Annotated in this window: 6 protein-coding genes and 1 pseudogene; 6 read left to right on the forward strand and 1 reads right to left on the reverse strand. The window is 60.4% G+C overall.

The annotated features are described in order from the left end of the window. From M2282_RS20305 to M2282_RS20330, 6 genes and pseudogenes are all read left to right on the forward strand, one after another. Positions 1-581, forward strand: a 581-nt coding sequence (locus tag M2282_RS20305) for an HlyD family efflux transporter periplasmic adaptor subunit (RefSeq protein ID WP_280810573.1), incomplete at its 5' end; no start/stop codon positions are given. Positions 582-751: 170 nt separating this feature from the next. After that, complete coding sequence (locus M2282_RS20310) at positions 752-1,345, forward strand: hypothetical protein (RefSeq protein WP_280810574.1); 594 nt, start codon at positions 752-754, stop codon at positions 1,343-1,345. Between the two features lie 11 nt (positions 1,346-1,356). Further along, positions 1,357-2,661, forward strand: a complete 1,305-nt coding sequence (locus M2282_RS20315; protein WP_280810575.1) for a hypothetical protein — start codon at positions 1,357-1,359, stop codon at positions 2,659-2,661. Beyond that, on the forward strand, positions 2,658-6,521 hold the full coding sequence (locus M2282_RS20320; RefSeq protein WP_280810576.1) for a S8 family serine peptidase: 3,864 nt from the start codon (positions 2,658-2,660) through the stop codon (positions 6,519-6,521). Before M2282_RS20315 ends, M2282_RS20320 begins: the two co-directional genes overlap by 4 nt. Further along, positions 6,518-11,527 carry a beta strand repeat-containing protein gene (locus M2282_RS20325; protein WP_280810577.1) on the forward strand — a complete coding sequence of 1,670 codons (5,010 nt, stop codon included), beginning with the start codon at positions 6,518-6,520 and terminating at the stop codon, positions 11,525-11,527. Before M2282_RS20320 ends, M2282_RS20325 begins: the two co-directional genes overlap by 4 nt. 185 nt (positions 11,528-11,712) lie before the next feature. After that, positions 11,713-12,920: pseudogene (locus M2282_RS20330) on the forward strand (glycerophosphodiester phosphodiesterase). A 56-nt stretch (positions 12,921-12,976) separates the two neighbouring features. Here M2282_RS20330 and M2282_RS20335 read toward each other — a convergent pair. Next, entirely contained in the window at positions 12,977-14,503 is a 1,527-nt protein-coding gene (locus M2282_RS20335) for an alpha/beta hydrolase family protein (RefSeq protein ID WP_280810578.1), read from the reverse strand. Between the last annotated feature and the right edge of the window lie 54 nt (positions 14,504-14,557).

Below are 14,557 nucleotides of genomic sequence, written 5' to 3' on the forward strand. Positions count from 1 at the left end.
AAAACACAAAGGCCGCTTACATCGCCGAGACCAAGCACAGCTTACGCACGAGAGAGGCGGCTGCCGAGCTTAAGCGCCAGCAAGGCACGCAGGACCTGGCCAAAGCCGGTCAGCGTGAGCGGCTGACCACGCTCAAAGCGCCAGTGGCAGGCACGGTGCAGCAACTGGCTATGCACACCGAGGGCGGCGTGGTCACTGAAGCTCAGCCGCTGATGGTGATCGTGCCCGACGGCGCGCAGGTAACGGCCGAGGTGACGCTCGACAACAAGGACATTGGCTTCGTCAACACCAGTCAGGAAGCCACGATCAAGCTGGAGACGTTTCCGTACACGCGCTACGGCACGGTGAATGCCACGGTGAAGACCGTGACAGCGGATGCGGTGAATGACGAGAAGCGTGGGGCGATCTTTCCGGTGGTGCTGAACCTGGGCACGACCACCATCGATGTGGATGGCAGGCCGATCAATCTGTCCCCTGGGATGAATTTGACGGCGGAGATCAAGACAGGCAAGCGGCGGATTATTGAATTCCTGCTCAGTCCAGTTCAGCGAACAACGAGTGAAAGCTTGCGTGAAAGATAAAGCCTAGGGTTATTGCGAAAGTGAACATCTTCATTTTTTATTTGATTAATTGAAATACTAGATGAGACCTCTTTGTATTTTTGTATGAAATGGATTTGGTGCCAAAACGAAATGTAATCATGAGCTGTAATGAGACACTTAATTTTAGAAGCCAGCACGGGATTTTAAATATGAATAGCTATCGAAAAACTGCCGAAATATTTTTCCTAGGATTTTTAGGGCTGATGTGTTCAGGGTGTGCATTTACCGTGCACGAACTGACGGTAGAGAAATCTCCGCCGTTGAAAGTCCAGACGACCGCAGAGCTTCTTTCTGCACTGAGTGAAGGCTTTGATGCGGGAGTTCTTGGGGATTCTGCGTTTTATCGTCGGAGAATCGGTTATGAATTCTCAAAATTTCCAAAAAATAGAAATGATCCCGCTGAGTTTGGTTATGGCACTGGCGAGGCAATAAAAATGGATGCGGGTGAATTCAATGGATTGCTGGCTGTATTGGCCAAGAGAGAGATAGATGAAAAAAGAAAGATTATTAATATAGAATTCCCGACGCCTGGTTGTTTAAAGCAATGGGAAGTTGAAAGAATATTCATACGACAATTTGACAATGTTCTGGAGACTGTTTTGTTTGGCATTCGCCCATTCGATTGGCCGCGTAAATACAAAATCTCCGCCAAATACAAAAATTCAGAGCAGTCGATTATTCTCAATATTGGCGAAAAAAGCCACTGCCTGCAGTCTGTCGAAATAAGTGAAATTTTTAACTAAGGGAGATCCAGATGACAGTCGCTGTAAATATGAAAATGGCTAATGGAAAATCATTCTTTCAAACAGAAGATGGCGTGACGCAATCTGCCGCCAAATGGACCGAGCTTCACATGCAGATCATCAATGCGTCACCTGCACTGGTTGAAAAGTACGAAGCGGCCGCTGCGGCCAACACGCCATATATTATTTCAAAAAAGAATGGGATATTTTTTGACTCCAATCCTGAAAAATCAGGGATGTATGTTTCTCAAAATTATTTTCAAACGGGCGCGCCCGAAGTAGTTTTCGCCAATTCGTTGTACATCGCAGTAGAAGGTGGTCATGAAGCGCAACACGCTGAGGACAGTCGAAATCCTTCCATTGGTCTCCCCCAGATAGAAAATTACAAAAATCCTGGTGACTACAGCATGGCCCGGGGAGTTATTGAAGGCCGTGCCGTCGCTTTTGAAGCTCTAGTTGATGCCCAGTTGCAAGGGAAAAAGTTTTCTGTTAACGGAAAAAATTTGACCGTGGATCCGATCTCATTTTCTGTTGGTGGAGATTCATCCCTAGATTATCTGCTGGCCGAAATTTATGCAAATTCCAATTTTACCGATGCGCAAAAATTTGAGAGAGCGGCTTTAGGAGCGAGAGATAGCTATTTGGAGAAAATGCCATCTACCGGTGCAGGTGGGATTTCGTATTTTGAACAAAATATGAGAGCATTCGCAGAAGCTTGGAGTGGACTGAAGGGAGGTGAAATTTCCAATGTCGCGCAAGATGACAATGGATATTGGACGGTCACCGCAAGCAATCAGGATCGATCTATCACAAGAAATTATGATCCGCGGACCATTGCTGGCAGCGGAGCCCCTGGGCCTCGACTCAATTCCGAAACCGTGACTTCAAATCTTGATGGTGGTGCGACATTGATGAGCAGCATCAACCACGACACCAAAAAGGAGGTAATTCAGGTATTCGATGCCGATGACAATTTGATAAGGCGCACCGAAATAGTCCCCGTGGGGACGGGAGGACGCATCTCAACGATCAGCACCTACTTGCCAGGTACATCACAGCCAGACCAAGTCACAGTCCAGCAGGTCGATGCCAACGGCGCTGTCGTGGCGGTTCCTCTAGTCAACGGCACCGAAGTCAACGCAGTCAGCCTAAGCACAATTACCACCGCACCAGCTCCCAGCAGGACGCCCACGCCCGACGGCACCAGCCTGGGGCCGAGTGCGACCAACAACAACCTGGTTTCTCTGGCAGCTATAGCGTTGGCATTGCCAAGAATTTCTGGAACGTCAACACTGCCACCGGCAATCAGGCAATGATTGGCTACGCGATCACTGACGGTCTTCGCCCAGGCAATAGCAACTTCGGCCTGAACATCAACGCGTCCAGTGGCCTAGGGCTTCCGATTGCCCGCACCGGCGCCATCGGCAATACCGATCCAGTCGCAGGACCGGTCGACTACGGCCTCTTCGGCAGCAGCCTGAACAACGCCTCCAGTTTCAATTTCAACCTCCTCCCCGCCGATCCACTGGTGCTGGACCTGAACGGCGATGGCGTCAAGCTCACCGACTACGGCACATCCCCCGTCCTCTTCGACGCAGACAACGACGGCGGCTCGCTGGAGCAAACCGGTTGGGTCAGTGCGCAGGACGGCATCGTCGTGCATGACCTCAATGGTGACGGCAAGATCAACAACATCCGCGAGACGCTGAGCGAGTACTACAACGGCGTGGCAGGCTCCAACGGCGTTGCCGGCACCAAGCCGTATGCGAACGGCTTCGCGGCGCTCAAGAGCCTCGACAGCAACGGCGACAACCAGTTCACTGCGAAAGATGCGGCCTGGAACAACCTGCGTGTGTGGGTCGATGCCAACCACGATGGCAAGACCGACGCGGGCGAACTCAAGACCTTTGCCAGCCTGGGCATCTCGGCCATCAGCCTGGCTACGGTCGCGCAAAGCGGCGAGGTGCGCGACGGCAACGAAGTCCTGGCCCGGGGTACTTTCACGCAGAACGGCGTCAGCAGGGAAGCCATTGCAGCCAACTTCCTCGCCAACCCTGCCGGCAGCACCGTCACACAAGACAACGGTGGCGTCACTGTTGTCACCGAGAACGCGGCCGGTGGCGCGGGCGCGACGACTGCCTATGTGTCGAAGAACATCAATGCCGCCATCAATGAGACGCTCAATGCGGCTTCTCTCAAGGTGCGCAACCTGACGGGCGGTGCAGGCGGCGATGTCCTGACGGGCGACGCAAGCAACAACTGGCTGGCTGGCGGCACGGGTGCCGACACTCTTCTCGGCGGCGCTGGGGACGACGTGTTGCTGTTCGATGCGGCAGACAAACGCGTGGACGGTGGCGACGGCTTCGACATTGCCCAGGCAGTGGGAGCCCAGGGCGTCTCGCTCAACTTGAGCCAGAGCAACATCGAGATGGCTGTCGGCGGCATCGGAAACGATGTCTTCGTGGGAGGTGGCCACTCCACCGTGGTTGTACGCGGCGGCGCAGGGGACGACGTGGTCATCGGCGGAGCCGCCAATGACGTACTGTCCGGCGAGGATGGCGACGACACCCTGGATGGTGGTGCAGGCAACGATCTGATTCGCGGTCATCGCGGGGGCGACCAATTGCTTGGCGGCGCTGGTGATGACGTGCTCGATGGCGGCTTGGAGGACGACAACCTGAGTGGCGGCGCAGGCAACGACGTGCTCATTGGTGGACGGGGTGATGACAACCTGAACGGCGGCGACGGTATCGATGTTGCCCAATACGCCGGAAGCTACGCCGACTACCGCATCACCAAGCTCGACAGTGCGAACGGAAGCGCCCGCTATCGTGTGGTCGATACCCGCAGTGGCCAGGAGGGCGCAGACACACTGACCGGCATCGAGAAGCTCAGCTTCGCCGATGTCAGCCGCGTTGACCTGGGCATTGGCAGCCCGCTGCCGGTCAAGGATGTTCTGACCGTCAATTCGACGGGACAGGCATTGAGCCGAACCGCTGCGCACCTGCTGTCCAAAAACCAACTGCTGCTCAACGACCGTGATTGGGACAGCAACATCGACCAGCTCAAGATCACCGAGGTTCTGGATGCCAAGGGTGGCACTGTCGCGCTCACGGCCAGCGGCGATGTGCTTTTCACACCCGACGCGAGCAATACCGGAACGATGGGCTTCAAGTACAAGGTGAAAGACGCCCAAGGCAATTTCACCGAGGTGAGCAACAGTGCTACCGGCCAGACGGAACCGATGAAGGCGGCCGTCTACCTGAGAACCGGCGACCTGCCGAGTGACCCGCTGGCGGTGGAGCAGTGGTACCTGAGCGATGTCAATGTCTTGCCCGTATGGAAGGACTACACGGGCAAGGGCGTCAAGATCGGCCAGTTCGAGCCAGGCGGCGCGTTCAGCGCGGGGCCCGAGGTGTTCGACTACCGTCATGCCGATCTTCAGCCCAATGCGGACAAGGCTTGGCTCAACACGCTGGACGCGAATGGCAGAAACGACACGCCACAAACCTTCAGCAGCCACGCCACGATGGTGGCCGGCGTCATGGTCGCGGCTCGCAATGGCGAGGGCGGGGTTGGTGTGGCTTACAACGCGACGCTTGCGGGGCACTACATCCAGGGCGAAGGTCTGGAAGTCGGCAAGCTTGGCCAGGAAATCACCAACGCGCTGGCCAAATTCAAGAACTTCGACGTGGTCAACAACTCGTGGGGCGCGTCCTCGAGCTTCGGGCTGAACGTGGTGCCAACAGGCGCCCTCGAGACCGGAATTCTTGAGGCCGTTTCGCGTGGCCGAAACGGGCTGGGCACGGCCATCGTGATGGCGGGCGGCAACGACCGCGCAACGGGGGCCAATACCAACTACAACACACTCACTGCCAATCGAGCCGTGATCGTTGCGGGAAGCATCAATGCCCCGGGCGATCTGGGCACCCTGGAACTGGGGAGCAAGCCTTTCAGCAATCCGGGCGCGTCCATTCTGGTGTCGGCACCCGGTAGCAATATCGATTCGACCAGTCGTGAACTCATTGCGGACAACGGCTCGACCTTTGGAAGCAACTACGGCACGAGCCAAGGCACCAGCTTCGCTGCCCCAATCGTGTCAGGGGTCGTTGCCCTGATGCTCGAGGCAAACCCCGCACTGGGCTACCGCGACATCCAGGCCATCCTGGCGATGACGGCCACGAAGGTGAACGATCCCAACGGAACCGACTGGGTCACGAACGGCGCGAAGACCTGGAATGGTGGGGGCATGCATGTCAGCCACGACTATGGTTTTGGCAAGGTCGATGCGCGCGCGGCGGTGCGAATGGCCGAAACCTGGACCGAACAGAACACTTATGCCAACGAGTTCGTCACGACTGCGTCCAGCGGCGTTCTGAGCGAGGCGATTCCCGATGGCACCGGCATGGTGACGCGCACGCTCGCCATGGGGGCGGGCGTGGAAGTCGAGAGCGCGCAAGTCACGCTCGAACTGGACCATCAGCGCTGGGGTGACCTGATCATCAAACTGATCTCGCCCGGGGGAACCGAGAGCATTCTGGTCAACCGGCCCGACAAGGCGCCGGGTAGCGCCGCCACCGATGTGGGCAACCCGTCGTCGGGTTCATTGAGCTTCAGCTTCAATACCACTCATGTGCTCGGAGAGCAAAGCGCGGGCAATTGGACACTGCAAGTCATCGATGCAGCAACAGGGAAAGCTGGAACGCTCAAGAGTTGGAAGCTGGATTTGTACGGCAAGAAGGCCGACACCAACGATGTGTACGTCTACACCGATGAGTTCGGCGGTAAAGACCGGTTCATCGGCAGCACCCGAATACCCGATGTTCAGTTGCCCAGCACATTGATGGACAGCAACGGCGGAACGGACACCATCAACGCCAGTGCGGTGACAGGGAACAGCACGATCAACCTGCTCAATGGCAGCACCAGCACGATTGCAGGAAGATCGCTGAATAGCATGATCGGCGACATCGAGGTCGCGATTGGCGGCGATGGCAACGATGCCTTGACAGGGAACGGCCTGAACAACGTGTTGGTGGGTGGTCGCGGAGCGGACGTCGTCAGCGGGGGCGGCGGCAACGACACGCTGGACGGTGGCAGGGGCAACGACGTACTCACGGGTGGAGAAGGCAGCGATCTTTTTGTCATCACAAGGACGCCGGAGCCCAAGATGTGATTGTCGATTTCGGAACCGGTAACAACGCAGCGGCTCCTGAAACCATTGCATTGGTGGGCTTTGGCAAGCTGAATTTCGCCTCGCTCGCTCGCACCCAGGTGGGGGCAGACGTCCGATTGGACCTAGGAGATGGTCAAAGCGTTTTGGTGCGCAATCGCCTGGTGGCCCAACTTGGTTCGGCGCAGCTGCAGTTCTTCGCGTCTCAGGCCGCGCTGCAGGCATGGCAGCAGGCTGGCCAGGGCTTGTCCAGCGGTACCAGCAGCAATACCGTGCCCGAAGGCACGGCGGGCGATGATCTGCTGATCGGAGGTGATGGCAACGACACCTTGCTGGGCAACGCAGGCAACGACAGGCTGTTGGGCGGTGCAGGCGTGGACACGCTGGATGGCGGGGCTGGAGACGACGTCTTGGTACTGGACGGCGATCAAGGTCGAATTTCGTACTCGACGGGGCTGCCTGGTGAGGGCGTGCGGACGGGCGGAGTTGGCGCAGATCGCTTTGTGGTCGCACCTGATGGCGGTGGTTCGCCGTCAATGGGCTTCTTCAGCAACGACATTGGCACCAGCAATCTGATTTCGGACTTTGAGTTGACGGTAGACAAGATCGACCTGAGCCAGTTTGCCTGGATCAAGGATTTCAGTCAGCTCAAGATCAACAAGGCGCTGAACATCAACGGCAAGTTCATCACGCGCGTCCTGGCCCAGACGCCGGAAGGGGCGACGGTCTCGGTCGGACTTTCTGCCATCGAACCGACGGCTTTGAATGCCGCTCACTTCATCTTCGCAGGCAATGCGGGCGCGACACCCTTGCCGGTGTCGAAGGTGAGTGCAGTCACGGTGGCCGGCGCAGCGCCTCTGGGGATCACCACTCCGGTGGCTGCCAGTGCGGTGCAACCTTTGCCTATCGTGGGCACTGGCAACAACGATGTGCTGACGGGGGATGCAGGCGCCAATACGATCAACGGAATGGCAGGCGCGGACAGCATGATTGGGCGCACCGGCGACGACACCTATATCGTCGACAACGCCGGCGACAAGGTCAACGAATTGCCTGGCGGAGGCTATGACACGGTGCAATCCAGCGTAAGTTATCAGTTGGCAGACGACGTGGAGGCACTGCTGCTCGCTGGAGCCGCGAATCTCAATGCCACTGGCAACGGACAACGCAACCGCCTGGTCGGAAACGCAGGCAACAACCGCTTGGATGGAGGTGCGGAGGCCGACAGCATGGCGGGTGGAGCGGGCAACGATACCTATGTCGTGGACAACCAGTTGGATACGCTCCTCGAAGACATCAATGCCGGAATTGACACGGTCCATTCGTCCGTTTCGTGGACGCTCGGCAGCAATCTGGAGAACCTTACTCTGACCGGTGTGCAGGACCTCAATGCGACCGGCAATGAGCTAGCGAATGTCTTGACAGGCAACGCCGGCAACAACATCCTGGATGGGGCGCAGGGAGCGGACGCAATGGCAGGCGGCGCAGGCAACGATACCTACTACATCGACTCGGCCGCCGACAGCGTGACGGAGGCTGCGAACGCGGGGCTCGATACGCTCCATGCCAGCGTCAACGTGACTCTCAGTGCCAATGTCGAAAACGCGGTTCTGTTCGGTGCTGCTATTTCGGCCACCGGCAACGCACTGGACAACACGCTGATTGGCAACAGCCTGGCCAATGTGCTGTTGGGCGGGGACGGCAACGACACCTTGGATGGCGGCACAGGCGCAGATGCAATGAATGGCGGCGCGGGTGACGATGTCTACTTCGTTGACAACGCGGGAGACACCATCACCGAACTCGCCGCCGGGGGACGGGATACGGTCGTCACCGAAGTGACGATCGATCTAACGACGCTGGGTGCGGGTCAACTTGAAGATGCCGTGCTCGCTGGCACAGCCAACCTGAATCTCACCGGCAACGCATTGGACAACGTATTGACGGGTAATTCCGGCAACAACACGCTTAACGGCGGTGCCGGCAACGACACGCTGATTGGGGGCCAAGGGGCTGACACGATGATTGGCGGGGCCGGGAATGACACGTATGAAGTAGACAGCGCATTGGATGTAGTCACCGAACTGGCAGCCGGCGGCATCGATACGGTCAACACGTCGGTCGCTGTGAACCTTGGCACGTTGGGCAGCGGTCAGGTGGAGAACGCATCGCTGACGGGCATCGCCGACCTGAACCTGACTGGCAATGCCTTGGTCAACACGTTGACGGGCAACAACGCCGCCAATGTTCTCGATGGCGGTGCCGGTGCGGACATCTTGACTGGAGGGGCGGGCAACGACACTTATGTGGTCGATGTCGCGGGCGATGTGGTCACCGAGCAAGCCAACGAGGGCACAGACCTCGTTCAGAGCCTCATCAGCTACACGCTGGGAGCCAATGTCGAAAATCTGACTCTGACAGGCACTGCAGCCATCAACGGCACAGGCAATGAGTTGAACAACGTGCTGACAGGCAATGCCGCCAACAACACACTAATCGGCGGCGCCGGCAATGACACTCTCAATGGTGCAGCCGGCGTGGACACGATGACCGGAGGCGCTGGCAGCGACTTCTATTACGTGGACAACGCCGCCGACGTCGTGACCGAGTTGGTCAACGAAGGCATCGACACGGTGGCCACCAACATCAGCTACACGTTGGGCGCGAACGTCGAGAACCTGACCATCAACACCGCGGCAGCGGTGAACGGCACGGGCAACACGTTGAACAATGTCATCAGCATTGGTGCGGGCGACAACGTCGTGAACGGCCGGGAGGGCATCGATACCGCCTCGTACCGCCTCGCAACTTCGGCTGTGACCGTGAGCCTGGCAGTCACGACGGCGCAGGCCACGGGCGGCTCCGGCAGCGATACGCTGCTCAACATCGAGAACCTCACGGGCAGCGCCTACAACGACAAGCTGACCGGCGACGCCACGGCCAATGTGCTCGATGGCGGGGCAGGAGCAGACACCCTGATCGGCGGCGCGGGCAACGACACTTATGTGGTCGATGCCGCCGGCGACGTGGTTACCGAACTGGCCAACGAGGGCACGGACCTTGTTCAGAGTGCGATCACCTACACGCTCGGAGCCGATGTCGAGAACCTGGCTTTGACCGGCGCAGCTGCGGTCAACGGCACGGGCAATGCGTTGAGCAACGTGCTCACCGGCAATGCAGCAAACAACACGCTGAGCGGCGCTGCGGGCGACGACACGCTCAACGGCGGCGCAGGGGTGGACACCTTGATCGGCGGCACAGGCAACGACACGTACTACGTCGACAACGCAGGTGACGTGGTGACGGAACTCGCAGGCGAGGGCACCGACCGGGTATTGGCCACCGTCAGCTACACGCTGGGCGCCAATGCGGAAAACCTGATCATCAACACCACGGCCGCAGTGAATGCCACGGGCAATGCCTTGGCCAACGTCCTGTACGCAGGCGCGGGTAACAATGTGATCGATGGCGCAGAAGGAGCGGATGCGCTGTCCTATGTGTATGCAGCGACCAGCGTGACGGTGAGCCTAGCTAGCACGGTGGCCCAGGTGACCGGCGGCTCAGGCACCGACACGATTCTGAATATCGAGAATCTCGTCGGCAGCAACTACAACGACACGCTCACCGGCAACGCGACGGCGAACGTCCTCAATGGCGGCACCGGTGCAGACGCGATGATCGGCGCAGCAGGTAACGACACCTACTACATCGACAACGCCGGGGACGTCATCACCGAGCTGGCGAACGAAGGTACCGATTTCGCCTATACCTACGTCAACTACACACTTGCCGCCAATGTCGAGAGTGGCAGCATCGCGGCGACGACAGCAACGGATCTCACAGGCAACGCACTGGCCAACACGCTCTTTGCGGGCAGCGGCAACAATGTGCTCAATGGCATGGATGGAATCGACACGGTCTCCTACGTCAACGTGACGTCGGGCGTGACGGCGAACCTGGGTGTTACAACAGCCCAGGCTACCGGTGGCTCCGGCAGCGACACGCTGCTCAACATCGAGAACCTCACGGGCAGTGCCTTCAATGACACCCTCACCGGCGATGCGGGGGCCAATGTCCTGAGCGGCGGCGCAGGTGACGACACGCTGCAGGGCGCCGCGGGCAACGACATGCTGGATGGTGCGGCAGGGGCTGACGCGATGTCGGGTGGAATTGGCGACGACGTCTACAACGTGGACAACAGCGCCGACGTTGTGACCGAACTGACTAACGAGGGCGCCGACACCGTGCGCGCCACCATCAGCTACACGCTGGGTGCCAATGCGGAGAACCTGCTGATCAACACCACGGCTGCGGTCAACGCCACGGGCAATGCGTTGAACAATGTCTTGACAATTGGCGCTGGAAACAACGTGGTCAATGGCTTGGGCGGTGTCGACACAGCCTCCTACAGCTATGCCACTTCGGCAGTGACCGTGAACCTCGCGATCACGACCGCACAGGCGACCGGTGGCTCCGGCAGCGACACGCTGCTGGGGGTCGAGAATCTCATTGGCAGTGCCTTCAACGACACTCTGACAGGTAACACCGCAAGCAATGTGCTGGATGGTGGTGCCGGCAACGACACGCTGATTGGTGGCGCGGGAACTGATACGCTGACGGGCGGTGCAGGCAACGATATCTACCGGCTGGATCGAGGTTTTGGCCGCGATACGGTCGTGGAGAATGACGCAACCGCGGGCAATGCCGATGTGGCGCTTTTTGGCGCCGACATTGCTGCTGAGCAGTTGTGGTTCCGACAAGTGGGCAACGACCTGGAGGTCAGCGTGATTGGCGGCTCGGACCAATTTCTGATCGATGACTGGTATCTGGGCAGCCAGTATCGCGTCGAGCAGTTCAAGACCAACGGTGGCAAGTCCTTGCTGGACAGCCAGGTGCAGAACCTCGTGCAGGCGATGGCCGCCTTCTCGCCACCGTCGGCCGGGCAGACGACCTTGCCGTCAAACTACCAGACCAGCCTGGCGCCAACGCTGGCCGCCAGTTGGCAGTGAAAGGCAGGCGACTCGCACGCGCCTGACCTTGCGGTGCGGCTCTGCCATGTCGCCTGTCGCGCGACATGGCATTGCCGTCACGGCAACGACATATATCCCCGCAATGATCCGGCGCTCGCTGCAAACCAACACCAAGACTGGCGCGAGCGAATACGGACCTACAGAAGCACAACGGGGGATCTCCAATGCAATCACTTTCTTTCTCCAGGACAACCCTGGCGGCTTGCGCATGCGCGCTCATGAGCGCGTGCGGCGGCGGCGGGGGAGGCGGCCTGTCGTTCCCGCCGCTGGCACCGGTGCCCGCACCCGCACCACCACCCGCGCCCGCACCACCGCCCGTGCAGCAAGCGCCTTCCGCCCTCGTCATCGGTCATCGCGGCGAGCCGGCCCTGCGACCCGAGCACACGCTGGCCTCGTACCAGCAGGCCATCGACGACGGCGCCGACTTCATCGAACCCGACCTCGTGCCGACCAAGGACGGCGAACTGGTCGCCCGTCACGAGAATGCCATCGCCATCGTCGATGCCAACGCAACGTGCTCGAGGCCACCACCAACGTGGCCGAAGTTCCGAAGTTCGCCAGCCGCAAGGCCACCAAGGTGATCGACGGCCGCTCGGTCACCGGCTGGTTCACCGAGGACTTCACGCTGGCCGAGCTCCGCGAGCTGAGGGCCCGCGAGCGCATTCCGAAGCAGCGCCCCGCCAACGTGTCGTACAACGACCAGTTCCTGGTGCCCACGCTCGAGGAGGTGATCCAGCTGGCCAAGTCGCAGTCCGAGGCCAAGGGCCGCACGATCGGCATTTATCCGGAAACCAAGCACCCGACCTACTTCCGCTCCATCGGCCTGCCGCTGGAGAACAAGCTGCTCGACACGCTGCAGAAGCATGGCCTGAACAAGGCCGAGGCGCCGGTGTTCGTGCAGTCCTTCGAGACGGGCAACCTGAAGGACGTGCGCCTGAAGAGCACGGTGAAGATCGTCCAGCTCATCGGCGGCTCGGGTGCGCCCTATGACCTGGTGGCGCTGGGCGACAAGCGCACCTACGCCGACCTCGTGACGCCCGCCGGCCTGGCCGAGATTGCGACCTATGCGCAGGGCATCGGCCCGGACAAGTCGCGCGTGATTCCGGTGGCCGACGGCAAGCTCGCCACGCCGACCACACTGGTGAAGGACGCGCACGATAAGAAGCTGCTGGTCCACATCTATACGATCCGGCCCGAGAACGGCTTCCTGCCGGACAGCCTGAAGAAGGAGCCGAAGGCCGATCCGGTCGTGCTCGGTGACACTGCGGCGGAGATCAAGGCTTTTCTCGACGCGGGCGTCGATGGCCTTTTTGCCGACAGTTCCGCGACGGCGGTGCCGGTGGTGAAGGCCTACAGCGCGGCGAAGCGCTAAAGCTCGCAGCGGCGCGGGCGGCGGTGCCGCCCGCGCGCTGATCACTCGCTCGTCGCTCAGGGTGGGCAGGGGCGTGCCAGTGCGGCGTTCGGACGCGTCAGCTTGCTCGTGCCGCTTTCATCTAGCGCGCTCAGCGGCCGCGTGAACGTGCATCCGTAGGTAGGCGCCGCCACCGTCGCGGCCGTGACCACGTCGTCGCCCGCCGGCTTCACGCCGTCGCGCTCCCACTTGATCATGGCGTCGAAGGCCTCGACCTGCTCGGTGACGGTGAAGTCGCAATGCGTGATCCCGCGAACCGCGCGCTGCACCAGCCAGCCGCTGTTGCCCTTGGCAGCCACGCGCTTGTTGTAGATCTGTTCCATGCTGAAGGGCACGTACAGGTCGCCCAGCGTGTGCAGCGTGACGACCGGGATCTTGAACTCGCCGTTGGCCTTGGGAATCCAGCGCAGCCCGTCGGTGCGCAGGCGGTTGGCGTCGGTGGCCGCGGTGAGCTTGATCACCGCACCGTTCAGCGCCGTCGAGCCCGGCACGTCGCCATCGATGGTGTAGGTGAAGCGGTTGGTGTCCAGGGTGTTCTTGTTCAGGATGCCTGTGACGGTGCCGTCGCTGCCGAACACGCCCCACACGGCGGCGAAGGAGCCGCCTGATTTGAAGCCCAGGTCGAACATCGGGCGTTCGCCCCCCGTCAGGTTCTTCACTACCGTGGCGTACTTGGCGCCGGTCGGCGTGGTGGTGATGTCGGGCGGTAACGTCGTGAAGTTGGAGAACAGCGTGCCGCCGACCTGCATCGCGATGTCCGACCAGTTGGGTGTCGGGTACTTCGGCAGGCCCGCCAGCGCCTGCGCCGTGACCTGCGCGCCGGCGAAGTAGTCGAACAGTTCCGTGTCGCCGACCACGCCGCACATGGGCACGGCGCCGTTGTACTTCACCTTGTGGTTGGCGGTCGCGAAGGCCTCGTCCTCGATCGCCGCCGCGGTGATGTGCCCGCCCATCGAATGGCCGGTGATGTAGATCTTCGACGGCGCGGCCAGATCGCGGCCGTTGGCCTTGGCGATCTTGTTGAACTCCAGCGCCAGCGCGTTGGTGTCTTCCACCCCTACGCGCACGTCGTAGAAGTTCTTGCTGTAGCTCGATGCGGCCCAGGCGTAGCCGTTCTGGATCAGGAAGCGGCGGATCGACGGGTCACTCACCGACAGCACGTTGGTTTCGCCGGCATAGCCGTGTGCATACATCACGAGCTTGCCGTTCCAGGCGGCCGGCACTTCGACGTGGTATTGGGCGCCGCCCAGCATGCCGGCCCAGCGGCTGGTGGTGGCGTTGTCGATCGCGTCGCTGGCGTCGGCCTTGAGCGCTGCGAACGTGGTGGCCGAGGGGTCGGCGGGCGCGAAGGAATTGCGGGTGTCCTGCACGCGCGTTTCCTCGGGGGCTGGCGGCGGTGCGGGTGGAGGCGGCGCTGGGGGCGCGGGCGCCGGAGCCGGCGGCAGCGGCGTGAAGGCAAAACCGTTTCCACCGCCACCACCGCCGCAGGATGCGACGGCGAGGCTGGCTGCGAGGGCAAGGAGTGTCAGGCGCGCGGAATGCATGGGTTGTCTCTCTCCGTTTTTATGGATTCTTGGTTGGGAAGATCACCGGTGCAG

Source organism: Variovorax boronicumulans (genome assembly GCF_029892485.1).
GTDB lineage: Bacteria > Pseudomonadota > Gammaproteobacteria > Burkholderiales > Burkholderiaceae_C > Variovorax > Variovorax boronicumulans_B.